Below are 23,692 nucleotides of genomic sequence, written 5' to 3'. Positions count from 1 at the left end.
TTCACCTGCCGGACCACCACTCTCAACTTCGAACATCTGTAAGTGCCTGATTTTCAAGCTCTTTCAGCGCTTCGTCGCTGGGAGTGGTGCGCATTATAGGGACTTAAAAAGGCCCGTCAACGGCTTCTTTTAAACTTTCTGCAAAAAACTGTCCGACTGATCAATTTACCGCCACGCCCCGCCCTACCAGGCGGCGCTCCTGGCGCAGCAGATAGGCCCCCACCAGCAAGCCGACCACGCACAGCGCCACGACATAGTAGGCCGGGCCCAGCGGGTCTTCCTTCATAAGGAGCGCAACCACCATGGGCGTCAGGCCGCCGAAGATGGCGTAGGCCAGGTTGTAGGAGAAGGACAGGCCGGTGAAGCGCACGACCGGCGGGAAGGCGTTCACCATGACATAGGGCACCGCGCCGATGACGCCGACGCACAGGCCCGTCACCGCGTACAAGGGGAACAGCCAGTCCGGGTGCGCCTTGAGGCTGGTGTAGAAGATCCAGGAGAAGACGCCGAGCAGTACGCTGCCATATATAAAGGTACGACCGGCGCCCATGCGATCCGCGAGGCACCCGGACAGGATGCAGCCGACGCTGAGGAAGACGATGGCCAGGCTGTTGGCCTTCAAGGCGGTAGCCGCGTCGAAACCGTACACGCTCTGCAGCACCGACGGGGTCATCAGGATCACCACCACGATGCCGGCCGACAGCACCCAGGTCAGCAGCATGGACAGCACCACCGCCGGACGATGTTCGCGTACAACCACACTCAGCGGCACTTCCTCGGCCAGTTGCTTGCGCAGTTGCAGCTCGGCGAATACCGGGGTCTCGTGCAGCCAGCGGCGCAGGTAGACGGAGAACAGTCCGAAGATGCCACCGAGCAGGAACGGAATCCGCCAGGCATAGCCCTGGACCTCTGCGGCGCTGAAGATGCTGTTGATCAGTGTCGCCACCAGCGAACCGATGAGGATGCCGGCGGTCAGACCCGAAGTGAGCGTGCCGCAGGCATAGCCCACGTGACGATGCGGAACGTGCTCGGCGACGAAGACCCAGGCCCCCGGCACTTCACCACCAATGGCGGCGCCCTGGATGACGCGCAGCAACAACAGGGCCAGCGGGGCCCAGATGCCGATCTGCTCGTAGGTGGGCAGCAGGCCCATGATCAGCGTGGGAACCGCCATCAGGAAGATGCTCAGGGTGAACATCTTCTTGCGCCCCAGCAGGTCGCCGAAGTGGGCCATGACCACCCCGCCCAGCGGACGGGCCAGGTAGCCGGCGGCGAACAGGCCGAAGGTCTGCAGTTGGCGCAGCCACTCGGGCATGTCAGCGGGGAAGAACAGCTTGCCGACCACGGTGGCGAAGAAGACGAAGATGATGAAGTCGTAGAACTCCAGGGCGCCGCCCAGGGCAGACAGGGACAGGGTCTTGTAGTCGCTGCGGGTCAACGGACGTGACGCGGGCGCGGCAGGAGCGTTCACAGAAGGCATTGTGATTATTCTCGGCAGGCAAGGCAGATGACGGCGACGTTGAGCCACCGGTGCCGAACCATAGCAAATTGCGCTATGACGACACAGGCATGCGCGAACGAGGCAAAGTCGAATCCCTACGGTCGTCGCAGCGGGCCTTGCTCTATATAATGCAGGCAGGCCGATCAAAAGCTGTCCCAAGGCCTTGCACCGGCAGGTGTCTTGGGAGAGTTTTTCCACAACCTCACCATGAGTACGCCGGGGGCAAGAGGCCCTGAACTATGATCGAGCTCGAACAAGAAGACCCCATTCCGCAGGGTGACTTGGCCCTGCAGATAACCGCCCTGCCGCGCGAGACCAACGGCTTCGGCGACATCTTCGGTGGCTGGCTGGTGGCGCAGATGGATCTCGCCGGTACCGCCATGGCCAGTCGCATCGCCGGTGGCCGCGTCGCCACCGTAGCCATCGACCGCATGGCCTTCCTGGTCCCGGTCGCCGTTGGCGCGCAGCTCTCCTTCTATACGCAATCGCTGGAAGTCGGCCGCAGCTCGATCCGCATGCTGGTCGAGGTGTGGAGTGACGACCCGCTGTCCAGCGAATGGCGCAAGGTCACCGAAGCGGTGTTCGTCTTCGTCGCCATCGATGGCAGCGGTCGTACCCGCCCAGTTCCTCCCCGTCGTGGCTGAAAACTGAAAACGCCGGCTGTGATGCCGGCGTTTTCGTTTCTGCTTTTCGGAATCAGCGCATCGGCTTTCCGCGCACCGGAGCACCGTTGGCCTTGTAGTAGTCGGCGGTGCTGCGGGGCAGCGCTTCACGGCCACGGATCTTATCGGCGATCTTCTCGGCCATCATGATGGTGGTGGCATTGAGGTTGCCGGTGATGATCAGCGGCATGATCGAGGCGTCGACCACGCGCAGCCCCTGCATACCGTGCACGCGGCCCTGGCCGTCGACCACCGCCATGTCGTCCTCGCCCATCTTGCAGGAGCAGGAGGGGTGGAAGGCGGTTTCCGCGTGCTCGCGCACGAACGCATCCAGTTCGGCATCGCTCTGCTTGTCCAGCCCCGGACTGAGCTCGCGGCCACGGAACGGGTCGAGCGCCGGCTGGTTCATGATCTCGCGGGTGACGCGGATGCCGTCGCGGAACTCCTGCCAGTCCTGTTCGGTGGACATGTAGTTGAACAGGATGCTCGGGTGCTTGCGCGGGTCGCGGGAGACCACATTGATGCGGCCGCGGCTGGGGGAGCGCATGGAGCCGACGTGGGCCTGGAAGCCATGTTCCTTCACCGCGTTGCTGCCGTTGTAGTTAATCGCCACCGGCAGGAAGTGGTACTGGATGTTCGGCCACTCGAATTCCGGGCGGGTGCGGATGAAGCCGCCGGCTTCGAACTGGTTGCTCGCGCCCAGGCCGGTGCCGAGGAACATCCATTCCGCGCCGATCTGTGGCTGGTTCCACCATTGCAGCGCCGGGTACAGCGAGACCGGCTGCTTGCAGGCGTACTGCAGGTACATCTCCAGGTGGTCCTGGAGGTTCTGGCCGACGCCGGGCAGGTCGTGCACCACGTCGATGCCCAGGTCGCGCAACAGTGCCGACGGGCCGACACCGGAGCGCTGCAGCAGCTGCGGCGAGGCAATGGCGCCGGAGCACACCAGCACTTCACGGCGAGCGCGGACTTCCTTCAGGGCGTTGTCGTTGCCATGCAGATAGGTCGCACCGATGGCGCGCTTGCCGCTGAACAGGATGCGGTCGGTCAACGCATGGGTGACGATGGTCAGGTTCGGACGCTCACGGGCCTGGTCCAGGTAGCCGCGCGCGGTGCTGGAGCGGCGGCCCTGCGGGGTCACGGTACGGTCCATCGGACCGAAGCCTTCCTGCTGGTAGCCGTTGAGGTCTTCGGTACGCGGGTAGCCCGCCTGCACGCCGGCCTCGACCATGGCGTGGAACAGCGGGTTGTTGCCGGCCTTGGGCGTGGTCACGCTCACCGGGCCGTTGCCGCCGTGGAAGTCGTTCGGCCCGATGTCGCGGGTCTCGGCCTTGCGGAAGTACGGCAGGCAGTCGAGGTAGGTCCAGTCTTCCAGGCCCTTGTCCTTGGCCCAGCCGTCGAAGTCCATGGCGTTGCCGCGGATGTAGCACATGCCGTTGATCAGCGAGGAGCCGCCCAGGCCCTTGCCGCGGCCGCACTCCATGCGGCGGTTGTTCATGTGCGGCTCGGGATCGGTGACATAGGCCCAGTTGTAGCGACGGCCCTGCAGCGGATAGGCCAGCGCGGCCGGCATCTGGGTACGGAAGTCGGCGCGGTAGTCCGGGCCGCCGGCCTCGAGCAAGAGAACGCTGACGTCGGCGTCTTCGGTCAGACGAGTCGCCAGTACGTTACCGGCGGAACCGGCACCGATGATGATGTAGTCGAATTCCTGGGACATGCAGGCCTTCCTCTTTTTCAGGCACGACACCGCCCGCGACGCATGCGCGTCGGTGTCTGCGTATTCGGGATGGCCGGTGGTCAGGGAGTGGGGCCTGCGACCGGCCGTTCAGGGCTCGCTCGCGGCGGTCAGAACACCGAGGCGTAGTCGCCCAGTTCTACCTGCACGGATTTGATGCGAGTGTAGTGAGCCAGGGTGGTCAGACCGTTCTCACGACCGACACCCGATTGCTTGTACCCGCCAACCGGCATCTCGGCCGGCGACTCGCCCCAGGTGTTGATCCAGCAGATGCCGGCTTCCAGGCGGTGGATCGCACGGTGCGCGCGGGCCAGGTCCTGGGTGACGACGCCGGCGGCCAGGCCGTACTCGGTGTCGTTGGCGCGGCGGATGGCCTCGTCTTCGGTGTCGTAGACGAGGATGCTCATGACCGGCCCGAAGATTTCCTCACGGACGATGGTCATGTCGTCGCGGCAGTCGGTGAACACGGTCGGCGCGACGTACGCACCCTTGGCGAACTCGCCCTGGGTGACGCGCTCGCCACCGCACAGCAGGCGGGCCTTCTGTTCCTTGCCGGACTCGATGTAGGAGAGCACGCTCTCCATGTGCGCAAAGCTGGTCAGCGGGCCGAAGTTGGTGTTTTCGTCCTGCGGGCTGCCCAGGCGGATGCGCTTCACGCGCTCGACGACCTTTTCCTCGAAGCGCGCCTGCAGGTTGCGCGGGATGAACACGCGGGTGCCGTTGGTGCACACCTGGCCGGAGCTGAAGAAGTTGGCCATGACGGCGATGTCGGCGGCGCGGTCGAGGTTGGCGTCTTCGAAGATGATCAGCGGCGACTTGCCACCCAGCTCCATGGTGACTTCCTTCAGCGAGGAGCTCGAGGCACTGGCCATGACCTTCTTGCCGGTGGAGGTGCCGCCGGTGAAGGAGATCTTCTCAATCAGCGGGTGCTCGGTCAGCCACTGGCCGACTTCGCGGCCGCTGCCAGTGAGGACGTTGAATACGCCATCGGGCAGGCCGGCCTCGGTGTAGATTTCAGCGAGCTTCAGCGCGGTCAGCGGGGTGACTTCGCTGGGCTTGAAGATCATCGCGTTGCCGGCGGCCAGGGCCGGGGCGGATTTCCACAGGGCGATCTGCACCGGGTAGTTCCAGGCGCCGATACCGGCGACCACGCCCAGCGGCTCGCGGCGGGTGTAGACGAAGCTGGTCTCGCGCAGCGGGATCTGCTCGCCTTCGATGGCCGGAACCAGGCCGGCGTAGTACTCGAGCACGTCGGCGCCGGTAACGATGTCGACGTTGCGGGTCTCGGCCAGCGGCTTGCCGGTGTCGAGGGTTTCCAGTTCGGCCAGTTCATCGTTGCGCTGGCGGAGGATTTCCACGGCGCGGCGCAGGATGCGCGAGCGCTGCATGGCGGTCATCGCCGCCCAGACCTTCTGCCCTGCCACCGCGCTCTGCACGGCGCGCTCGACGTCGTCCTTGGAGGCGCGCTGAACCTGGGCGAGCACTTCACCATTGGCCGGATTGATGGTTTCGAAGGTGGCGCCGCTGGTGGCTTCCACGTAGCGACCGCCGATGTAGAGCTTCTGTACTTCGAATCGAGCCATGGTGTTGGTGTCCTCTCTTATAGGTGTCAGTGCGCAAGGCCGGCGCGGCGGGCTATCCCGTCTGTTTCGCCAGTTGTTGATCGAGGTAGTCGTACGCGATGGACAGTGCCTGCTCGGTGTCGAAGGCATCGCCCGAGAGCGCGCCGCGCAACCACAGTCCATCGATCAGCGCCGCCAGCCCACGGGCCGCCGCACGCGCTTCGGCGATCGGCAACACCCGGCGGAACTCGCAGCACAGGTTTGAATACAACCGGTGGTCGTTGACCCGCTGCAGGCGGCGCAACGACGGCTGGTGCATGCTGGTTGCCCAGAACGCCAGCCAGGTTTTCATCGCCGGCCCGTTGACCTGGCTCGCATCGAAGTTGCCTTCGATGATGGCGCGCAGGTGCGAGCGCGGCTCGTCATCCTTCAGGACCCGGCGGCGTTCGCCGACGGCCTTGTTCAGCGCCAGCATCAGGTGGCGCATGGTTGCTTCCAGGAGTCCGTTCTTGTCCTGGAAGTAGTGGCTGATGATGCCGTTGGAGACCCCCGCCAGGCGGGCGATCAGGGCGATGCTGGCGTCACCCATGCCCACCTGGTCCACCGCCTCGAGGGTGGCGTGGATCAACTGGGAACGGCGAATCGGCTGCATACCGACCTTGGGCATTTCGTCTCTCCTCTTCGCCTGGACGTACCTATGCCGTCCGGCGACTTGTTGGCCAGTCTATTTTGTTTTTATTGAACGTTCAATCAACTAAGAATAAGCTGCGCTCCGTGAATCGCTCCGAGCCTTGCGTGCAAGCGGGCCCGAGCCGTTCATCGCCGCATCTCTGTCCAACCTTCAAGGATCGCAGAATCCAGGCTGGAAGTGTCGTGCGGTGATGCTGTGTCTGTGGTTTGCGGCCCGTCGCCGTGCCTTAGTCGCACTTGTCGCCGGCCGCCATGCGTTCACTGTCATGGGGTCATCCTCCAAATGAGTACTGCTTCGCCAATAAAAACAAACGAGCAGGTACGTCTGAATCCGATCGTGTTCTACGGTTCCACCGTGCTGATCCTGGTTCTGACCGCCGCCCTGATTCTCTTTCCCGACAGCGCCGGTGCGGTCCTGAACCGTACTCAAGCGTGGCTTTCACACAGTTTCGGCTGGTACTACATGCTGGCCATCGGAAGCTATCTGTTCTTCGTCCTCTGGGTCGCGTTCTCACGCTATGGCCAGCTGAAACTCGGCGCCGATCACGAGAAGCCGGACTTCAGCTATGGCGCCTGGGCGGGCATGCTGTTCTCCTCCGGCATCGGCATCTCGCTGCTGTACTTCGCCGCCTCCGAGCCCATCGACCACCTCTACCATCCGCCGGAAGGCGTGGCGGGCACCCCGCAGGCGGCACGCCAGGCGCTGCAGCTGACCTTCCTGCACTGGGGCGTACACGGCTGGGCGATCTACGCGCTGGTCGGCCTGGCCGTCGGCTACTTCGCCTACCGTCACCGCCAGCCGCTGGCCCTGCGTTCGGCGCTGCTGCCGATCCTCGGCGAGCGCTGGGTGAAAGGCGGCGCCGGTCACGCGGTGGACTGCTTCGGCATATTCGTCACCCTGCTGGGCCTGGTGACCAACCTGGGGATTGGCGCGCTGCAGGTGTCCTCGGGCATCGAGTACCTGACCGGGATGGAGCACTCCAAGACCACCCTGCTGATCGTGCTGCTGGTGATGAGCCTGGTGGCCACGCTGGCCGCGGTCTCGGGTATCGAGAAAGGCATCCGCCGGCTGTCCAACCTGAACATCGTGCTGTTCAGCTCGCTGCTGCTGTTCGTGCTGGTCTGCGGCTCCTCCCTGGAGCTGCTCAACGGCTTCGTGCAGAACCTGGGCGACTACCTCAACGGCCTGGTGCTCAAGACCTTCGACCTCTACGTCTACACCGGCGGCGGCGCCGGCAAGAACGAAGAGTGGCTGGGCCTGTGGACCCTGTTCTACTGGGCCTGGTGGATTTCCTGGGCGCCCTTCGTCGGCATGTTCATCGCCCGTATCTCCCGTGGCCGCACCGTGCGTGAACTGGTCATGGGCGTGCTGCTGATCCCGCTGGGCTTCACCCTCGCCTGGCTCTCGGTATTCGGCAACAGCGCGGTGGACCTGGTGATGAACCACGGCGCCGCCGACCTGGGCAAGGCCGCGCTGGAGCAACCGTCGATGTCGATCTACCTGCTGCTGGAGCACTACCCCTTCGCCAAGATCGTGATCGGCATGTCGATCTTCGTCGGCTTCGTGCTGTTCCTTACCCCGGCCGACTCCGGCTCGGTGATGCTGGCCAACCTGTCGCGCCAGGGCGGCGACCTCGACGAAGACGCCCCGCACTGGCTGCGCATCCTCTGGTCGGTGGTGATCACCCTGGTGACCATCGGCCTGCTGTTCGCCGGCAACTTCACGGCCATGCAGACCGTAGTAGTGCTGGCCGGCCTGCCGTTCTCGGCGGTGCTGATCCTGTTCATGTTCGGCCTCTACAAAGCCATGAAGGCGGATTACGAAGCGTTGCACGGCCACGCCACGTCACCCGCCCTGGCACCCGCGGCCTGATCTCCCCGGCGGTGTCGCCCGACGCCGCCAGCCTGCCAAGGCAGGCCCTTTCGCCCGGCCCCGCGCCGGGCTTTTCTTTTCCGGCAATTGATCTGGGACGCTCAAGCACGCCTGCTGGCGAGCGACTATGGTGTCTGCGAAACCTTTCGTGGAGACAGTCATGAGCGACAACCCCCTCTGGCAGGCCCTCGGCCAACACTGGAAATGGATTGCCCTGCGCGGTGTGGCCGCAGTGATATTCGGCGTACTGGCGATCGCCTGGCCGGCCATCGCCCTGGCCGTGCTGGTCCTGGTCTGGGGCGCCTACGCCTTCGTCGACGGGGTGTTCACCCTGCTCGCCGCCGCGCGCATGCGCGAATCGGGCCGGCCGATCTGGCCACTGGTGCTGGTCGGCCTGCTGGGCGTCGGTGCAGGGCTGGTGGCGTTCTTCTGGCCGGCGCTGACGGCGCTCGGCCTGCTGATGCTGATCGCCGTCTGGGCGCTGATCACCGGCGCGCTGCAGATCATCGCGGCGATCCGCCTGCGCAAGGCACTGGCCAACGAATGGTGGCTGGGGCTCTCCGGGGCGCTGTCGGTGCTGTTCGGGGTGATGATGATCGCCAACCCCGGTGCCGGCGCGGTCGCGGTGGCCTGGGTGATCGGCGCCTACGCGGTGTTCTTCGGCGTGATGCTGGTGCTGCTCGCCCTGCGCCTGCGCAAGACCTCGACCTTCAATGCCTGAGCGGGACTGGTGCCTGCTGCGCCTGGACGACAACGGCAACCGCTTCGTCATGCGCCGCCAACTGACCCGCGCCGAGGCCGAGGCCCTGGCGCGGGACTACCAGGCGCGTGGGCACAAGCAGACTTATTGGGCTGAGCGGGAGGGTCCGGCTGATGCCAGGCTTCCGCGTTCGCGGGAGTGACGCAGGTTCGCGAGCAAGCTCGCTCCTACAGGAGCCTTGTGTAGGGCGTATAACCGTTCGCGGTTATACGCCGATTGACCTTCGCCGCCATGCACTCCAGACCTGGTCCTGCCCCCCAAGCCCAACTCCGGAGCAAGAGACGAATCTCTGCGTGACGGCGTACAACCGCGAACGGTTGTACGCCCTACTGCCACACCTTGCGCAACGCCTTCAGCGCCTCGGCAATCCGCGCCTCGGGCACCGCCGCGAAGCCCAGCACCAGGCCGGCGCGCCGGTCCTCCGATTCGACGGATTCCGGCAGCCAGTAGTCGCTCAGCGCATTCACCTCCACACCCACGGCCGCCGCGCGTTGCACCAGCTCGCGTTCGCGCTCGCGGCTGTCGACCCGCACGCACAGGTGCAAACCTGCCTCCACCGTCGGCAGCGGCGCGCAGCCGGAGACCTCCGGCCAGCCGCGCAGTAACGCATCGCGCCGGCTGCGCGCGGCCCGGCGCATGCGGCGGACGTGACGCTGGAAATGCCCTTCGGCGATGAAGTCGGCCATCACCCGCTGGGTACCGACCTCCGAATGCCGCACATCCAGCGCGCGGCGACGGGCGAATGCCTGCGCCAGCGCCGGGGGGACCACGAGGTAGCCCAGGCGCAGCGCCGGGAAAGCGATCTTGCAGAAGGTGCCGACGTAGAGCACCCGGTCATGGCGATCCAGCGCCGCCAGCGGCATCAGCGGCGTACCGCTGTAGCGGTACTCGCCGTCGTAGTCGTCCTCGACTATCCAGCCGCCGACGCGCTCGGCCCATTCCAGCAGCTCCAGGCGCCGCGCCAGGGACAGGGTCACCCCGGTCGGGTACTGGTGAGAGGGCGTGACGTAAACCAGCCGGCAGTCCGGCAATGGCTCCAGTTGCGCCGTGCACAGGCCGTCGGCGTCCACCGGCACGCCATGCAGGCGCGCGCCCGCCGTGGCGAAGGCGTGACCGGCGGCACGGTAGCCCGGGTTCTCGATGGCCGCACCATCCCCCTCAGCCAGCAGCACCTGGGCGCACAGCGCGATGCCCTGCTGGGCGCCGCTGGTGATGATGATTTGCTGGGCGTCGCAATGCAGGCCGCGGGTGCTGCGCAGGTAGGCGGCGACCAGTTCGCGCAGGCGCTGCTCGCCCGCCGGGTCGCCGTAGCCCAGGCAGTCCAGCGGCGGATCGCGCCAGAAGCGCGCCTGCAGCCGCGCCCAGGTATCGAAGGGAAACAGGTCGAAGGCCGGCACGCCGACGCGGAAGGCGCGCGGCGCGCCGGACGGCGGCAGCGGCAGATGGTGCTTCGCGAGGCGCTCCAGCGACGGAGCATCCGGACTGCGCGATTCGCCGCGCGCGGCATCCACCGATGGCTGAACCCGCTCGGCCACATAAGTGCCGTCCCCCGTACGCCCCTCGATATAGCCCTCGGCATAGAGCTGCTCGTAGGCGCGCACCACGGTATTGCGCGAAACGCCCAGCGACGCCGCCAGGTCGCGGCTCGCCGGCAATCGCGAACGCGCCGCCAGGCGGCCGTCGAGGATGCGCTCGCGCAGCGCCTGGAACAGCTGCACACCGAGCGGGCGCGCGGGGTCGAGACGGATGCCGGAAGGATTGAAAGGCAACGGGACACTCATGCGGGGCGGGTTCCGAAGGGTCGACAATGGTTCCTTTGATTTCACCATGAATGGCTCTTTAGCAGAACCAATTCCCGGCCTAGGCTGGAACCACTCCAATCCACACAAGGCCGTCACCATGTCTTCCGCCGTCGAGATCCGTCCGATCACCGCTGATGATCACGCCGCCTGGCTGCCGCTCTGGCAGGGCTATCAGCGCTTCTACAAGACCACCATCGATGAGGCCACCAGCGCCCTGACCTGGCAGCGCTTCCTCGACCCGGCCGAGCCGATGCATGCGGCCCTCGCCTGGCGTGACGGCGAGGCCATCGGCATGGTGCACTTCATCTACCACCGCTCCTGCTGGACCCAGGGCGACTACGTTTACCTGCAGGACCTGTTCGTCGCCGAAGGCCAGCGTGGCGGCGGCATCGGCGCGGCGCTGATCGAGCACGTCTACGCCGACGCTCGCGCCAACGGCGCCTCGCGGGTGCACTGGCTGACCCACGAGACCAATACCGACGCCATGTTCCTCTACGACCGGATCGCCGACCGCTCCGGTTTCGTCCAGTACCGCAAGATCATCTGACTCGGAGCGCCCCATGAACGACCAGCCCCTGCTGAACTGGCGCCCCGCCGCCAGCCCCGAAAAACGCTCCCTGCCCGGCCGCTACGTCAACCTGGTGCCACTGGATGTCGCCGCCCATGGCGACGATCTGTGGGAAGCCCTGCAAGGTCCGGATTCCGACTCGCGGCTCTGGGACTACCTGCCCTACGGCCCCTTCCCCGAGCGCGCGCCGTTCGACGCCTGGCTCGCCGGCAACGCCGCCAGCGCCGATCCGATGTTCTTCTCCGTGATCGACCGCATCAGCGGTCGCGCGGTTGGCCTGCTCAGCTTCCTGCGGATCTTCCCCAAGGATGGCAGCATCGAGATAGGCCACATAGCCTACGGCCAGGTGATGCAGCGTTCCCCCGCCTCCACCGAAGCCGTCTACCTGCTGGCCAAGCTGGCCTTCGAACTGGGCTACCGGCGCCTGGAATGGAAGTGCAATGCGCTCAATGCCCGCTCCATGCGCGCCGCGCAACGCCTGGGTTTCGTCTACGAAGGCACCTTCCGGCAAGCGACGGTGGTGAAGGACCGCAACCGCGACACCGCCTGGTTCTCCATCATCGACAGCGAGTGGCCACGCTGCCAGCAGGCCTTCGAGGCCTGGCTGGGTGCATCCAACTTCGACGACGAAGGACAGCAGCGGACGCACCTGGCGGAACTGCGCCTGCGCTGATCTTTTCATTCTCCGGGAACTGCCCGACGCGCGGAGGATCGGTGATACTGACTCTTTCCCATCGCAGCCCCGGAGACCACCATGAGCAGCGATATCCAGACGCCCCGCGTCGAGCAGGTGCAGGTCGACGAACTGCCCTGCTGGCGCATCCACACCGCCCATGGTGAAGCCCTGATCGCCCAGCAGGGCGCACAGCTGCTGAGTTACCAGCCCCACGAGCAACCGCCGCTGGTGTGGTTGAGCGAAACCGCCGAGTTCCACCACGGCCAGTCCCTGCGCGGCGGCGTTCCGGTGTGCTGGCCCTGGTTCGGCAACCTGGAGCGCAACCCGGTGGGTGTCCGGACCGCGTTCACCGGCGACAGCGCCCCGGCCCACGGCCTGGTGCGCGCCGTGGACTGGCAGCTGGACGACATTGCCGACGAGCTGGGCGAACTGGCCGTGCACTTCAGCATTGACGCCCGCCACGGCCTGCCCGGCTGGCCGCACTCGGCGCGCCTGGAACTGGTGATGCGCTTCGGCGAACGCCTGGCCCTGGAAATGACCACCCACAACCTCGGCGACAAGCCGCTGCCGGTCAGCCAGGCGCTGCACACCTACTTCGCGGTGAGCAACAGCCGCGAGATCAGCATCGACGGCCTGCAGGGCTGCCGCTACATCGAGACCCTGGAGAACTGGGAAGAGCGCCAGCAGCATGGCCTGGTGCGCATCGCCGGGGAAACCGACCGCATCTACCTGGACGTGGAGAAGCCCCTGGTTATCCGCGATCCGCTCTGGGAGCGCGGCATCCACATCCAGGCCAGCGGCTCGCGCTCGGCAGTGGTGTGGAACCCCTGGATCGACAAGGCCGCACGCCTGTCGCAGTTCCCCGACGACGCCTGGCAGAACATGCTGTGCATCGAGACCGCGCGGGTCTGGGACGACGTGATGAGCGTGGCGCCGGGGCGCAGCGAGACGATGAAGGTGGAAATCTGGAGCGAGCCGCTGAAGGGCTAGGCCTGCTCTGCGTAGGAGCGGACTCTGTCCGCGATCCGCCGGCAAGGCCGGCGCCAGATCAGGTTCGCGAGCAAGCTCGCTCCTACGAAAAGCGCACCGGCACAAACCTGTAGGAGCGAGCTTGCTCGCGAACCGCGCCGGCACCCTTCCAATCGCGGACAGAGTCCGCTCCTACAAGAGCCGTGCTGTGCGGCGCTTACAGATCGCTCTCCTCCACCGGCCGCACCTTGGCGTCGTCGATGGCGTAGGCTGCGTCGGCCATTTCGTTGCTGACCTTCTCGATCTTCAGCGTGCCGCTGACCCAGATGGGGCTGTAGATATCGTCGAGCTTGATGCCCTTGGGGTAGCGCACCAGCACGATCTGGTTCGGCGGCGGCGGCGGCACGTGGATGCAGGCGCCCGGATAGGGCACCAGGAAGAATTCGGTGACCCGGCCCTTGGCGTCGTTCTCCAGCGGCACCGGGTAGCCGCCCAGGCGCAGCGCCTTGCCGTTCAGCGCGGCGACGGTCTTGGTCGAATACATCACCTGCGGCAGCTTCTTGTCGGCCTGTTTCAGGCCACCCTTGTTGGTGAAGGTGCCGTTGGCCTCGGGGCCGTTGTGGGTGATTTCCGGCATGTCTTCCAGCGCCTTGCGGTCGCTCGGCGGCATCAGGGACAGCCAGTCGGTTTCGGGAAGTTCGGCGGCACAGGCCAGGGAAGTCAGCAGCACCAGGCTGCAGGCGAGCAATGTACGGCGCATCGTGGACTCGAAAGGCCCGGTCGGGCAAAGGCGGGAATTCTCCCAGCACCCTCCCCCTAGCGGGAGAGCGCTGGAAATCACCGTCAATTCTTCTTGATCAGGCCGTAAATGACCAGCAGTACGATGGCGCCGATCACCGCGCCGATGAAGCCCGCCGCCTGGCCGGCCGCATAGATGCCCAGTGCCTGGCCGCCGTAGGTGGCCAGCAGCGAGCCGCCGATGCCGATCAGGATGGTCATGATCCAGCCCATGCTGTCATCGCCCGGCTTCAGAAAGCGTGCGATGAGTCCGACGATCAGGCCGATGACGATGGTTCCGATTAATCCCATGACAGTCCCTCCTTGTGGGTTGAGCGCACCCGTGTGCGCCTGTCATCGGACAGTGTAGGAAAGGCTGGCGTTCCGTGTTCGAGCCCTGGCCCAGAGCGACCGGCCGTGTTTCGCGGGCCTTACAGCAATACAGAGAACAGGCAGAAAAAAGCCGCGTCAGTGATTGACGCGGCTTCTTTCGACCCCTGATCGGCAGGCCATCAGGCCCTGGCGATCAACGCCTCGACCTCGGCGATGCGCGCCTTGAGGGTCGGGAGGTCGGCGCTGCGCAGGGTGGCGTGGCCGACCTTGCGCCCGGCCTTGAAGGCCTTGCCGTAATGGTGCAGGTGGCAGTCGGCGATGTTCAGCACCTCGGCCACCGGCGGCACTTCGCCGATGAAGTTGAGCATGGCGCTCTCGCCCACCTTGGCGGTGGAGCCCAGCGGCAGGCCGGCAACGGCGCGCAGGTGATTCTCGAACTGGCTGCACTCGGCGCCTTCGATGGTCCAGTGCCCGGAGTTGTGCACGCGCGGGGCGATCTCGTTGGCCTTCAGGCCGCCGTCGACCTCGAAGAACTCGAAGGCCATCACGCCTACGTACTGCAGCTTGTCCAGAACGCGGCCGACGTAGTCCTCGGCCAGCTTCTGCAGCGGATGGTTGGTGCTGGCCACGGAGAGGCGCAGGATGCCGTTCTCGTGGGTGTTGTGCACCAGCGGGTAGAAGCGGGTCTCGCCGTCACGGGCGCGTACCACCACCAGCGAAACTTCGCCGGTGAAGGGCACGAAGCCTTCGAGGATGCAGGGCACGCTGCCCAGTTCGGCGAAGGCACCGGCGACGTCCTCGGGCTTGCGCAGGACCTTCTGGCCCTTGCCGTCGTAGCCCAGGGTGCGGGTCTTCATCACCGCCGGCAGGCCGATGCTGGCCACGGCGGCGTCGAGGTCGGCCTGGGACTGCACGTCGGCGAAGGCCGGAGTGGGAATCCCCAGGTCCTTGAACATGGACTTCTCGAACCAGCGGTCGCGGGCGATGCGCAGCGACTCGGCGTTCGGATAGACCGGCACGAACTGCGAGAGGAAAGCCACGGTCTCGGCCGGCACGCTCTCGAACTCGAAGGTCACCAGGTCGACTTCATCGGCCAGCTGGCGCAGGTGCTCCTGGTCGCTGTAATCGGCGCGGATGTGCTCGCCGAGCGCTTGCGCGCAGGCGTCCGGCGCCGGATCGAGGAAGGCGAAGTTCATGCCCAGCGGAGTACCCGCCAGGGACAACATGCGGCCGAGCTGACCGCCACCGATGACACCGATTTTCATGGTTCGAGCCTGTGCTTGCTGACACTGTTCGGGGGCGCCGCGCGGGCGCCCATTGCTCACGCGTCGCGCGGGTCCGGATTGTCCAGGACCGATTCGGTCTGGAGGGTGCGGAACTGCTTCAGCGCTTCGTGGTACTTCGGGTACTTGCCACCCAGGATGCTGGCGGCCAGCAGTGCTGCGTTGGTCGCGCCGGCCTTGCCGATGGCCAGGGTGGCGACCGGAACGCCCGCCGGCATCTGCACGATGGACAGCAGAGAATCGACGCCCGAGAGCATGGAGGACTGCACCGGCACGCCGAGCACCGGCAGGTGGGTCTTGGCGGCGCACATGCCCGGCAGGTGGGCGGCACCGCCGGCACCGGCGATGATCACTTCGATGCCGCGGCCGTCGGCCTCTTCGGCGTACTGGAACAGCAGGTCCGGGGTGCGGTGGGCGGAAACCACCTTCACTTCGTACGGAATGCCGAGTTTGTCCAGCATGTCCGCGGTGTGGCTCAGGGTGCTCCAGTCGGATTTGGAACCCATGATCACGCCAACCAGTGCGCTCATCGTCGTGCCTCTCTCAAGTGCGCTCTTGTGCGCGTCAGAAACCAACAAGCCACGCTCGTGAAAGGCGTGGCTTGTACGTGGCCAAACCGGCGGGCAGTGCCGGCTTGAAGGCGGCGCAGTATACCGCAAAGGTCACGCCGGAGTGCACCCGGCGTGACCGTCTGTCCCGATTTCGTCGTTTCCCAGTGCTACAGCACCTGACGACTTCGGAAAAGCTTGCCTCAGCTCAAGGCGGCTTCGGCCCACAGGTTCAGACTCGTCTCACATCTCCCTGCCCGGATGGGGCAGCCCCCTCACCCTTCAAGGAGCGAGTGCAATGTCCATGACCCTGCCCACGACCATGAAAGCCGCCGTCGTCCACGCGTTTGGCGAGCCACTGCGGATCGAGGAAGTCAAAGTCCCGCTGCCCGGCCCCGGGCAGATCCTGGTGAAGATCGAGGCGTCCGGCGTCTGCCACACCGACCTGCACGCCGCCGAGGGCGACTGGCCGGTGAAGCCGGCCCTGCCCTTCATCCCCGGCCATGAGGGCGTCGGTTTTGTCGCCGCGGTCGGCGCCGGCGTCACCCGTGTGAAGGAAGGCGACCGCGTCGGCGTGCCCTGGCTGTACACCGCCTGCGGCTGCTGCGAGCACTGCCTGACCGGCTGGGAAACCCTTTGCGAGCACCAGCAGAACACCGGCTATTCGGTGAACGGCGGCTACGCCGAATACGTGCTGGCCGACCCGAACTATGTCGGCATCCTGCCGAAAAACGTCGGCTTCACCGAGATCGCGCCGATCCTCTGCGCGGGCGTCACCGTCTACAAGGGCCTGAAGGAAACCCAGGCGCGCCCCGGCCAGTGGGTGGCGATCTCCGGCATCGGCGGCCTCGGCCACGTCGCCGTGCAGTACGCCAGGGCCATGGGTCTGCACGTGGTGGCGGTGGACGTGGACGACGCCAAGCTGGAACTGGCCAGGCGCCTGGGCGCCAGCCTGACCATCAACGCGAAGAAGGAAGATCCGGTACAGGTGGTGCAGCGCGATATCGGCGGCGCCCACGGCGTGCTGGTCACGGCCGTTTCCAACAGCGCCTTCGGCCAGGGCATCGGCATGGCCCGCCGGGGCGGCACCGTCTCGCTGGTCGGCCTGCCACCGGGCGACTTCCCCACGCCGATCTTCGACGTGGTGCTCAAGGGCCTGCATATCACCGGCTCCATCGTCGGCACCCGCGCGGACCTGCAGGAAGCCCTCGACTTCGCCGGCGAAGGTCTGGTGAAGGCCACCGTCAGCGCCGGCAAGCTGGATGACATCAACGCCATCCTCGACAGGATGCGCGCCGGGCAGATCGAAGGGCGGATCGTGGTGGAGATGTAAGCCCCTGCGCGGGGCGGCTCCCGTCCCGCGCCTCAGCGCTCCGACCTTGTCCGCGATCCGATCGCGAAGACCGTCCCGGCTTCGCCGGGATTTCGCGGAGAAGCTCCGCTCCTACAAGATCAAAGCCCCCTCACCCTAACCCTCTCCCGCAAGAGGGGGAGGGGACCGTTCGGTGCAGGATGAAACCACGACGTCAATCGGCACAATCTGCCCCCTCTCCCTCCGGGAGAGGGTTGGGGTGAGGGCATGCGTTGGCACGGACATCCAAGAAGGCAGTTGCTCCTACGAAAGCATCGAGTGCCGAGGTCAGGAGCGTAGTGCCTCAGAGGTTCTCGTCGGTTCCCAGACCACCTTCCAGCTTGCGCCACAGCAGGCGGATCTGCGCCTTGCGCACCAGGGCGCAGCGGTACAGGCGGATTTCCTGCGGCACGATCCAGTGCGGGCCGCCGCACACCGCCAGCTCGCCGCGCGCCAGCTCCGCTTCCATGCTCAGGCGCGGCACCCAGGCCACGCCCATGCCCTGCAACGCCATGCTCTTGAGGCTGTCGGCCATCGCCGTTTCATAGACGGTGGTGTAGCGCAGGTTGCGCTGGCGCAGCAGCAGGTTCACCCCGCGACCGAGGAAGGCACCGGCGCTGTACGCCAGCAGCGGCACACTCTGGCCGCTGTCCAGGTCGTAGAGCGGTACGCCAGCGGAATTCACCGCGCACACCGGGAGCATCTCGGTGCGCCCCAGGTGCAGCGAGGGGAAGACTTCCGGGTCCATCTGCAACGCGGCATCCGGGTCATAAAAGGCCAGCATCAGGTCGCAGCCGCCTTCACGCAGCAGGTGCACCGCCTCGCCGACGTTGGTCGCCACCAGGCGGCTGGCGATGTTCAGACCCTCCGAGCGCAGGCGGGAAATCCACGCCGGGAAAAAGCCCAGCGCCAGCGAGTGGGCGGCGGCGAACTGCAGCACCTCGCCCTGCCCGCCTTCCAGGTGGTGCAGGTGGCGCACCACCTGGCCGAGCTGCTCGACCACCGCGCGCGCGGTGACCAGGAACAATTGCCCGGCCTCGGTGAGCTCGATGGGCGTGCGCTGGCGGTTCACCAGGGTCAGCCCGAGGGCGTCCTCCAGGCTGCGGATGCGCCGGCTGAACGCCGGCTGGGTAACGAAACGTTTCTCCGCCGCCTGAGAAAAGCTGCGGGTGGCGGCCAGGGTGCTGAAGTCTTCCAGCCATTTGGTTTCGAGGTTCACGTCTTCTCCAGCGCGGCGCCGCGCTTGATCGATTGGTCAGGAGCCGGGCGCGCGTAACACAGCCACACGCTCGCCGTCATCCATTCGTCACAGGGTACATTATGCCGTTTGTGCATGAGGCAGCTTTTAACAGCATTGGCCGACAATCGGCGAAATGCCTAGTCTACCGGGCATCGCGGCACTGGCCGTGTTTCTCTGAGACAATCCCCGTCATGTCCCCTGTTGCATCGTTCCGCATCGAGAAAGACCTCCTCGGCACCCTCGAAGTACCTTCTGAGGCCTACTACGGCATTCAGACCCTGCGTGCTGTGAACAACTTCCGCCTCTCGGGCGTGCCGCTGTCGCACTACCCGAAACTGGTCGTCGGCCTGGCGATGGTCAAGCAGGCGGCAGCCGATGCCAACCACCAGCTCGGCCACCTGTCGACCGAGAAACACGCCGCCATCAGCGAAGCCTGTGCTCGCCTGATCCGTGGCGACTTCCACGACCAGTTCGTGGTGGACATGATCCAGGGTGGCGCCGGCACCTCGACCAACATGAACGCGAACGAAGTCATCGCGAACATCGCGCTCGAAGCCATGGGCCACGCCAAGGGTGAGTACAAGTACCTGCACCCGAACAACGACGTGAACATGGCGCAGTCGACCAACGACGCCTACCCGACCGCCATCCGCCTGGGCCTGCTGCTCGGCCACGACACCCTGCTGGCCAGCCTCGACAGCCTGATCCAGGCCTTCGCCGCCAAGGGCGTCGAGTTCGCCGGCGTACTGAAGATGGGCCGTACCCAGCTGCAGGACGCTGTGCCGATGACCCTCGGCCAGGAATTCAAGGCCTTCGCCACCACCCTGGGCGAAGACCTCGACCGCCTGCGTCGCCTGGCGCCGGAACTGCTGACCGAAGTGAACCTCGGCGGCACCGCCATCGGCACCGGCATCAACGCCGACCCCGGCTACCAGAAGCTGGCCGTCGAGCGCCTGGCAGCCATCAGCGGCCAGCCGGTCGTCCCGGCCGCCGACCTGATCGAAGCCACCTCCGACATGGGCGCCTTCGTGCTGTTCTCCGGCATGCTCAAGCGTACCGCGGTCAAGCTGTCGAAGATCTGCAACGACCTGCGCCTGCTCTCCAGCGGTCCGCGCACCGGCATCAACGAGATCAACCTGCCGGCTCGCCAGCCGGGCAGCTCGATCATGCCGGGCAAGGTCAACCCGGTGATTCCGGAGGCCGTGAACATGTGCGCCTTCGAAATCATGGGCAACGACCTGGCGCTGACCATCGCTGCCGAAGGCGGCCAGCTGCAGCTGAACGTGATGGAGCCGCTGATCGCCTACAAGGTCCTCGACTCGATCCGCCTGCTCCAGCGCGCCATGGACATGCTGCGCGAGCACTGCATCACCGGCATCACCGCCAACGTCGAGCGTTGCCACCAACTGGTGGAGCACAGCATCGGCCTGGTGACCGCGCTGAACCCGTACATCGGCTACGAGAACGCCACCCGCATCGCCAAGATCGCGCTGGAAACCGGCCGCGGCGTCCTGGAACTGGTGCGTGAGGAGAAGCTCCTGGACGAGGCCACCCTGGCCGACATCCTGAAGCCGGAAAACATGATCGCCCCGCGCCTGATTCCGCTGCGCGCCTGATCACCCGCCCGGCGCGAGCCGGGCACGTCTCACCGGTTGAGGGGGAGTACTCCTTCCTCACCTTTCAGGGACTGGTTACCCCCACTCCCTTCTTTTATACCCGGCGCTGCGGGCTCTCTACCCGCCGCGCCACGTCTCACCGGTTGAGGGGCCTCTTGGCCCACTCTCCTTTCGAAGGGACACCGCTTACCCGGTGTCCCTTTTTTTTTGCCTGTGATCTGGCACGCCAACATGCATCGCGGACGGAAAGCTCTGCGCTCGGGTCGGCCCTCACCCTAACCCTCTCCCAGAGGGAGAGGGGACCATTCGCTGCAGGATGAAATCATGGCGTCAGCCGGCACGGCCTGCCCGCTCTCCCTGAGGGAGACGACTGCAGGGATGCAGGAGGCAGGAGGCAGGAGGCAGGGCGACGCAGGATGCCAAAGCCGAGGGCTGGGGTGAGGGGGAAGGCCCAGGCACGAACTTGGCCGGGACAAGATTCTGCGTTTATGCAAAGTGCAGATATCGCAGAAGAAGGCTCCGTTCGCGATCGGAATAGATCGCGGCAGGAGACCCGCCGAGATCAATCCTGCCGCTGCAGGTGATCGAGAATCCGGCGGTTGAGGGCGGCGATACGCTCCACGGCGTCCACCTCGTCGTACTCACGAACCTCGTCGCCGAGCTGGCGGGCGCAGAGGTTGAGCGCGGAGAGCACCATCAGTTCATTGCTGGTGACGTAGGGGAATTTCTTTTTGCTGGCGGCGATTTCCGCCTGCAACAGCGCGGCCGCGTCCTGCAGCCGGCGCTCTTCACCGGCCGGCGCACGGACGCTGTATTCGCGTCCGAGGATGCGCAGGACGCGGACACCATCACCACTCATGCGTGGGCGCGGCTGTCGCTGACGCGGCGGATCAGCGCCTGCAGGCGGGTGGCGGTGGCGTTGTGCTTCTCTTCCTGCTCCATGAGGGACAGTTGCAGGCTGTCGTTTTCCTCACGGGCCTTGAGCAGCTCTTCACGCACGGCGGCGTTGTCCTGGACCAGCACTTCGTTCTGCTGCAGCAGTTCGGCGACCAGCTGTTCAAGTTGTTCGAGGGTGGAATCGAGCATGGGAGCCTCCGCAAAGCCTTTCAAAGGGTGCGGAGGATAAAGAAAGGGGCGCCGCGGGGCCAGCGAAAACGGCAATCTTCGGATAAGCCGTATACTGTCAATTCAATGGCTTACGAGATAATTCTAGTGTAGTTTCAACACGTTGTTACGCCATCGCCCGTTTTGACCGGAAATACCCGAACAAGGTTCGCGCGCGGAGCAACAGGAAACGTAGGGCGTATAACGTTCGACGTTATACGCCGTTTGACCTTGGCCCCAGACCGTTGCGGGGCTGGCTACGGAGCCGCGGCTTCAGGACGCTACGGGCTCAACCATGGCGCCACCGATGAGCGCGGTGTATCGGCGTACAACCGCGAACGGTTGTACGCCCTACGTCGCCGCGAAAGTCAGACGCGAATGACGCCTTCCTCGCGCAGCAGCTTGAAGATCGCCTCGGCACCCGCCTCGGGCGACAGGTCCTTGAGCACCTGGCCGGTGCCGCCGGACGCCTTGGCGGTGGCGGCCTTCATCCGTTCGGCGCCGGTCTTGGCCTTGATCACCTTCAGGCGCTTGGGACGCGGGCGAGCCGGTTGCAGGTTGCCCTCGGCGAGCAGCGGATCGTCCACCACCTCCACTTCGGAAGCTTCCAGGTAACCGCGTCGGGCCGGGCCGAAGGCGCTTTGCCGGGCCACCGGGGCGGCGTTGTCGACGCTGGCGACGAAGGGCAGGCGCACCTTCAGCCGGCGGCGCTGCCCGCGAGGCAGGGCCTGCAGCACCTGGGCGCTGCCGTTCTCCACCTTCTCCACTTCCGCCAGCCCGACCACCAGCGGCCAGCCGAGGCGCTCGGCGAGCAGGAAGGGCAGCATGCCGGAGCCTTCGCCGGTTTCCGCCTGGGTACCGGTGAGCACCAGTTGGGCGTCGCTGTCCGCCAGGTAGGCCGCCAACGGCGGCAAGGCGTCGGCACCTGCGGGCTGCTCCAGTACCGCCAGCTCGTCCAGGCCCATGCCCAGGTAGCTGCGCAGCGCTTCTTCCTCGGCGTTGCCGGCGTGCACCACGCGCAGGCGCTTGCCGGCCAGGCGCAGGCCGAGCTCCACCGCGCGGGCATCCTGTTCGGCGCGGCGCGCGCGGCCGGACGCCGGGTGGGCGCCGATGGAGACCAGGGTGACGATGTTCAGGTCGTTCATAACGCAACCTCGAAGAGCGAGTGGCGCAGCGCGTCACTCACGGGAAGATGGTCCAGGGCGAGAGTCCCCTCACCCCGCCCCTCTCCCATGGGGAGAGGGGGAAGCCCGGTCGACCGCTGGGCATGAATGCCCAGCAGATTCAGGCCGGCACACCAGAAGCCTTTAAGCCGCATCACGCGCCGCTCCGTTGCGATGGGCCTCGGCCAGCGCGATCAGCGCCTTGAGGATCGCCGTGGAATCGCCGATCACCGAGAGATCGGCGCGTTTGATCATGTCGCAGCCCGGGTCCATGTTGATCGCCACCACCTTGTCGCAGGAGCCGATACCCTGCAGGTGCTGGATCGCCCCGGAAATGCCCACGGCGAGATAGACCCGCGCAGTGACCCAGGTACCGGTGGCGCCGACCTGGCGGGCACGCGGCATATGGCCGTCGTCCACCGCCACGCGGGAGGCGCCTTCGGTGGCGCCGAGGGCGACGGCGGCGCGGTGGAACAGGTCCCAGTCCTTGATGCCGTTGCCGCCGGAGAGGATGAACTCCGCCTCGGCCATGGGAATCTGCGCCGGGTCCACGGCCACCGGGCCGAGGTCCTCGATGCGCGGGAGGTTGCGAGCAACATTGCTGTCCAGTTCGACGGCCCGCGCTTCGTGGCGGGTCTCGCTGACCGGCTCGGCGCACTCGGCGGCGGCCAGGATCAGGCGCGGCAGGTCGCGGTGCAGGTCCTGCTGGCCGGCACCGGCGCGACCGACGCAGCGCTCGCCCTCGGCCTGCCAGACGCGGGTCGCCGGGCGCTCGCCCAGGCTTGCGGCCAAACGCCGGCCCAGCTCGCCGCCACCGCTGCGGCTGTCGGGCAGCAGCCAGTGGCGCGGGGCAAACTGGCTGTTGGCCGAGCGCAGCGCCAGCACCCGTTGTTCCGGGGCGTAGCCGTCGTATTCGCTGCCTTCGATCTGCAGCAGGCGGTCGACGCCGGCGGTGTCGAAAGCGGATTCCTTGTGCTCGCCGAAGACCACGGCCAGCACCGCGCCGTCGCTGCCGGCGAGCTTGCGGGCCAGGCCCAGCAGGTCGCGGTCGTGGCTCGAGAGGCGGCCGCCGACCATGTCCGGCACCACGGCGATCAGGAAGGCCGGTTGCTCGATCGTCACCAGCGGCAGTTGCACCACTTCCGGCGCGCTGCTGCGCTTGCCGCCGGTGCCCTGCTGGCCACCGGAGCGGTCGATGCGCTTGATGCCGTTGGGCCCGATGAAACCGACCGCGTGGGGGTTCTTGCGGATCACGCCATTGGGGCCCATCCAGCGGCTTTCGCCTCCCTGAGCGGACTGCATGGCCGCGTGCAGCGGATGCAGGCGGTTGCGGGCGATCCACTCGGCGCGGGGATCGCGGCGGATGATGTCGCTCATGACAGGGCCTCCAGCGTGAGGGGGCTTTTCGTGGGAGCGAGCTTGCTCGCGAACGGGTCAGCACCGAATTTTGGGCGGTTCGCGAGCAAGCTCGCTCCTACA

At 66.2% G+C, this 23,692-nt stretch carries 23 protein-coding genes; 9 read left to right on the top strand and 14 right to left on the bottom strand.

Translation table 11 applies throughout. From position 1 onward, the window contains the following. Positions 1–160: 160 nt before the first annotated feature. Positions 161–1,480, bottom strand: coding sequence for an MFS transporter (locus tag ACNFBT_RS26885; protein ID WP_416753837.1), 1,320 nt, complete (start codon positions 1,478–1,480; stop codon positions 161–163). 260 nt (positions 1,481–1,740) lie between these two features. On the opposite strand from ACNFBT_RS26885, the gene ACNFBT_RS26880 reads away from it, so the two are divergent. Continuing rightward, positions 1,741–2,145 (top strand): acyl-CoA thioesterase, encoded by a 405-nt coding sequence (locus ACNFBT_RS26880; RefSeq protein WP_015479588.1) that lies wholly within the window; start codon positions 1,741–1,743, stop codon positions 2,143–2,145. Positions 2,146–2,197: 52 nt separating this feature from the next. On the opposite strand, the gene betA is transcribed toward ACNFBT_RS26880, so the two are convergent. The 3 genes from betA to betI all read right to left on the bottom strand — a co-directional run bounded on the left by betA (position 2,198) and on the right by betI (position 6,127). Continuing rightward, positions 2,198–3,880, bottom strand: a complete 1,683-nt coding sequence (gene betA / locus ACNFBT_RS26875) for a choline dehydrogenase (RefSeq protein WP_416753836.1) — start codon at positions 3,878–3,880, stop codon at positions 2,198–2,200. Positions 3,881–4,008: 128 nt separating this feature from the next. After that, complete coding sequence (gene betB, locus ACNFBT_RS26870) at positions 4,009–5,481, bottom strand: betaine-aldehyde dehydrogenase (protein ID WP_416753834.1); 1,473 nt, start codon at positions 5,479–5,481, stop codon at positions 4,009–4,011. Positions 5,482–5,533: 52 nt separating this feature from the next. Beyond that, positions 5,534–6,127: a transcriptional regulator BetI gene (gene betI / locus ACNFBT_RS26865; RefSeq protein WP_416753832.1), complete on the bottom strand. Its 594-nt coding sequence runs from the start codon at positions 6,125–6,127 to the stop codon at positions 5,534–5,536. 360 nt (positions 6,128–6,487) lie between these two features. On the opposite strand from betI, the gene ACNFBT_RS26860 reads away from it, so the two are divergent. From ACNFBT_RS26860 to ACNFBT_RS26850, 3 genes are all read left to right on the top strand, one after another. Then, positions 6,488–8,023 carry a BCCT family transporter gene (locus ACNFBT_RS26860; protein WP_416753830.1) on the top strand — a complete coding sequence of 512 codons (1,536 nt, stop codon included), beginning with the start codon at positions 6,488–6,490 and terminating at the stop codon, positions 8,021–8,023. Positions 8,024–8,183: 160 nt separating this feature from the next. Continuing rightward, entirely contained in the window at positions 8,184–8,744 is a 561-nt protein-coding gene (locus ACNFBT_RS26855) for an HdeD family acid-resistance protein (RefSeq protein ID WP_416753828.1), read from the top strand. After that, positions 8,737–8,925 (top strand): hypothetical protein, encoded by a 189-nt coding sequence (locus ACNFBT_RS26850; protein WP_416753827.1) that lies wholly within the window; start codon positions 8,737–8,739, stop codon positions 8,923–8,925. The genes ACNFBT_RS26855 and ACNFBT_RS26850 overlap by 8 nt, the downstream gene beginning before the upstream one ends. Positions 8,926–9,109: 184 nt before the next feature. Here the strand turns inward: ACNFBT_RS26850 and ACNFBT_RS26845 are convergent, their stop codons facing one another. After that, positions 9,110–10,564, bottom strand: a complete 1,455-nt coding sequence (locus ACNFBT_RS26845) for a PLP-dependent aminotransferase family protein (protein WP_416753825.1) — start codon at positions 10,562–10,564, stop codon at positions 9,110–9,112. 118 nt (positions 10,565–10,682) lie between these two features. On the opposite strand from ACNFBT_RS26845, the gene ACNFBT_RS26840 reads away from it, so the two are divergent. The 3 genes from ACNFBT_RS26840 to ACNFBT_RS26830 all read left to right on the top strand — a co-directional run bounded on the left by ACNFBT_RS26840 (position 10,683) and on the right by ACNFBT_RS26830 (position 12,819). Next, complete coding sequence (locus tag ACNFBT_RS26840; protein WP_416753823.1) at positions 10,683–11,132, top strand: GNAT family N-acetyltransferase; 450 nt, start codon at positions 10,683–10,685, stop codon at positions 11,130–11,132. A 13-nt stretch (positions 11,133–11,145) separates the two neighbouring features. Then, positions 11,146–11,826: a GNAT family N-acetyltransferase gene (locus tag ACNFBT_RS26835; protein ID WP_416753822.1), complete on the top strand. Its 681-nt coding sequence runs from the start codon at positions 11,146–11,148 to the stop codon at positions 11,824–11,826. An 81-nt stretch (positions 11,827–11,907) separates the two neighbouring features. Further along, complete coding sequence (locus ACNFBT_RS26830; RefSeq protein WP_416753821.1) at positions 11,908–12,819, top strand: D-hexose-6-phosphate mutarotase; 912 nt, start codon at positions 11,908–11,910, stop codon at positions 12,817–12,819. A gap of 196 nt (positions 12,820–13,015) precedes the next feature. Here ACNFBT_RS26830 and ACNFBT_RS26825 read toward each other — a convergent pair whose 3' ends face one another. From ACNFBT_RS26825 to purE, 4 genes are all read right to left on the bottom strand, one after another. Further along, the gene (locus tag ACNFBT_RS26825; protein ID WP_416753820.1) at positions 13,016–13,558 is read right to left on the bottom strand and encodes a DUF3299 domain-containing protein; all 543 of its coding nucleotides are present in this window, start codon (positions 13,556–13,558) and stop codon (positions 13,016–13,018) included. A gap of 83 nt (positions 13,559–13,641) precedes the next feature. Then, positions 13,642–13,887, bottom strand: a complete 246-nt coding sequence (locus ACNFBT_RS26820; protein WP_017521572.1) for a GlsB/YeaQ/YmgE family stress response membrane protein — start codon at positions 13,885–13,887, stop codon at positions 13,642–13,644. 200 nt (positions 13,888–14,087) lie between these two features. After that, positions 14,088–15,173: a 5-(carboxyamino)imidazole ribonucleotide synthase gene (locus tag ACNFBT_RS26815; protein WP_416753818.1), complete on the bottom strand. Its 1,086-nt coding sequence runs from the start codon at positions 15,171–15,173 to the stop codon at positions 14,088–14,090. A gap of 56 nt (positions 15,174–15,229) precedes the next feature. Beyond that, on the bottom strand, positions 15,230–15,721 hold the full coding sequence (purE, locus tag ACNFBT_RS26810; RefSeq protein WP_416753817.1) for a 5-(carboxyamino)imidazole ribonucleotide mutase: 492 nt from the start codon (positions 15,719–15,721) through the stop codon (positions 15,230–15,232). A gap of 322 nt (positions 15,722–16,043) precedes the next feature. Here purE and adhP point away from each other — a divergent pair, with 322 nt between their 5' ends. Continuing rightward, entirely contained in the window at positions 16,044–17,072 is a 1,029-nt protein-coding gene (gene adhP, locus ACNFBT_RS26805) for an alcohol dehydrogenase AdhP (RefSeq protein WP_416753838.1), read from the top strand. A 322-nt stretch (positions 17,073–17,394) separates the two neighbouring features. On the opposite strand, the gene ACNFBT_RS26800 is transcribed toward adhP, so the two are convergent. Then, positions 17,395–18,309 (bottom strand): LysR substrate-binding domain-containing protein, encoded by a 915-nt coding sequence (locus ACNFBT_RS26800; protein WP_416753815.1) that lies wholly within the window; start codon positions 18,307–18,309, stop codon positions 17,395–17,397. Positions 18,310–18,521: 212 nt separating this feature from the next. Here ACNFBT_RS26800 and aspA point away from each other — a divergent pair, with 212 nt between their 5' ends. Further along, positions 18,522–19,946 (top strand): aspartate ammonia-lyase, encoded by a 1,425-nt coding sequence (gene aspA / locus ACNFBT_RS26795; RefSeq protein ID WP_416753813.1) that lies wholly within the window; start codon positions 18,522–18,524, stop codon positions 19,944–19,946. A gap of 562 nt (positions 19,947–20,508) precedes the next feature. Here the strand turns inward: aspA and ACNFBT_RS26790 are convergent. The 4 genes from ACNFBT_RS26790 to ACNFBT_RS26775 all read right to left on the bottom strand — a co-directional run bounded on the left by ACNFBT_RS26790 (position 20,509) and on the right by ACNFBT_RS26775 (position 23,590). After that, positions 20,509–20,805: a cell division protein ZapA gene (locus ACNFBT_RS26790; protein ID WP_416753811.1), complete on the bottom strand. Its 297-nt coding sequence runs from the start codon at positions 20,803–20,805 to the stop codon at positions 20,509–20,511. After that, positions 20,802–21,032, bottom strand: a complete 231-nt coding sequence (locus ACNFBT_RS26785) for a hypothetical protein (RefSeq protein ID WP_138213642.1) — start codon at positions 21,030–21,032, stop codon at positions 20,802–20,804. Before ACNFBT_RS26785 ends, ACNFBT_RS26790 begins: the two co-directional genes overlap by 4 nt. A 386-nt stretch (positions 21,033–21,418) precedes the next feature. Then, positions 21,419–22,195, bottom strand: a complete 777-nt coding sequence (locus ACNFBT_RS26780) for an electron transfer flavoprotein subunit beta (protein WP_416753809.1) — start codon at positions 22,193–22,195, stop codon at positions 21,419–21,421. Positions 22,196–22,357: 162 nt separating this feature from the next. After that, positions 22,358–23,590, bottom strand: coding sequence for an electron transfer flavoprotein subunit alpha/FixB family protein (locus tag ACNFBT_RS26775; RefSeq protein ID WP_416753808.1), 1,233 nt, complete (start codon positions 23,588–23,590; stop codon positions 22,358–22,360). Between the last annotated feature and the right edge of the window lie 102 nt (positions 23,591–23,692).

The sequence above is a fragment of the Pseudomonas sp. NY15181 genome (assembly GCF_048068055.1).
GTDB lineage: Bacteria > Pseudomonadota > Gammaproteobacteria > Pseudomonadales > Pseudomonadaceae > Pseudomonas.
The sequence above is the reverse complement of the archived record's forward strand: the minus strand, read 5'-3'. Positions and strand labels throughout refer to the sequence as shown.

Excerpts from the sequence above, each read along its gene's own strand:
- ACNFBT_RS26885 (WP_416753837.1), bottom strand. The coding sequence starts at position 1,480 with ATGCCTTCTGTGAACGCTCCTGCCGCGCCCGCGTCACGTCCGTTGACC.
- ACNFBT_RS26880 (WP_015479588.1), top strand. The coding sequence starts at position 1,741 with ATGATCGAGCTCGAACAAGAAGACCCCATTCCGCAGGGTGACTTGGCC.
- betA (WP_416753836.1), bottom strand. The coding sequence starts at position 3,880 with ATGTCCCAGGAATTCGACTACATCATCATCGGTGCCGGTTCCGCCGGT.
- betB (WP_416753834.1), bottom strand. The coding sequence starts at position 5,481 with ATGGCTCGATTCGAAGTACAGAAGCTCTACATCGGCGGTCGCTACGTG.
- betI (WP_416753832.1), bottom strand. The coding sequence starts at position 6,127 with ATGCCCAAGGTCGGTATGCAGCCGATTCGCCGTTCCCAGTTGATCCAC.
- ACNFBT_RS26855 (WP_416753828.1), top strand. The coding sequence starts at position 8,184 with ATGAGCGACAACCCCCTCTGGCAGGCCCTCGGCCAACACTGGAAATGG.
- ACNFBT_RS26850 (WP_416753827.1), top strand. The coding sequence starts at position 8,737 with ATGCCTGAGCGGGACTGGTGCCTGCTGCGCCTGGACGACAACGGCAAC.
- ACNFBT_RS26845 (WP_416753825.1), bottom strand. The coding sequence starts at position 10,564 with ATGAGTGTCCCGTTGCCTTTCAATCCTTCCGGCATCCGTCTCGACCCC.
- ACNFBT_RS26840 (WP_416753823.1), top strand. The coding sequence starts at position 10,683 with ATGTCTTCCGCCGTCGAGATCCGTCCGATCACCGCTGATGATCACGCC.
- ACNFBT_RS26835 (WP_416753822.1), top strand. The coding sequence starts at position 11,146 with ATGAACGACCAGCCCCTGCTGAACTGGCGCCCCGCCGCCAGCCCCGAA.
- ACNFBT_RS26830 (WP_416753821.1), top strand. The coding sequence starts at position 11,908 with ATGAGCAGCGATATCCAGACGCCCCGCGTCGAGCAGGTGCAGGTCGAC.
- ACNFBT_RS26825 (WP_416753820.1), bottom strand. The coding sequence starts at position 13,558 with ATGCGCCGTACATTGCTCGCCTGCAGCCTGGTGCTGCTGACTTCCCTG.
- ACNFBT_RS26820 (WP_017521572.1), bottom strand. The coding sequence starts at position 13,887 with ATGGGATTAATCGGAACCATCGTCATCGGCCTGATCGTCGGACTCATC.
- ACNFBT_RS26815 (WP_416753818.1), bottom strand. The coding sequence starts at position 15,173 with ATGAAAATCGGTGTCATCGGTGGCGGTCAGCTCGGCCGCATGTTGTCC.
- purE (WP_416753817.1), bottom strand. The coding sequence starts at position 15,721 with ATGAGCGCACTGGTTGGCGTGATCATGGGTTCCAAATCCGACTGGAGC.
- adhP (WP_416753838.1), top strand. The coding sequence starts at position 16,044 with ATGACCCTGCCCACGACCATGAAAGCCGCCGTCGTCCACGCGTTTGGC.
- aspA (WP_416753813.1), top strand. The coding sequence starts at position 18,522 with ATGTCCCCTGTTGCATCGTTCCGCATCGAGAAAGACCTCCTCGGCACC.
- ACNFBT_RS26790 (WP_416753811.1), bottom strand. The coding sequence starts at position 20,805 with ATGAGTGGTGATGGTGTCCGCGTCCTGCGCATCCTCGGACGCGAATAC.
- ACNFBT_RS26785 (WP_138213642.1), bottom strand. The coding sequence starts at position 21,032 with ATGCTCGATTCCACCCTCGAACAACTTGAACAGCTGGTCGCCGAACTG.
- ACNFBT_RS26780 (WP_416753809.1), bottom strand. The coding sequence starts at position 22,195 with ATGAACGACCTGAACATCGTCACCCTGGTCTCCATCGGCGCCCACCCG.
- ACNFBT_RS26775 (WP_416753808.1), bottom strand. The coding sequence starts at position 23,590 with ATGAGCGACATCATCCGCCGCGATCCCCGCGCCGAGTGGATCGCCCGC.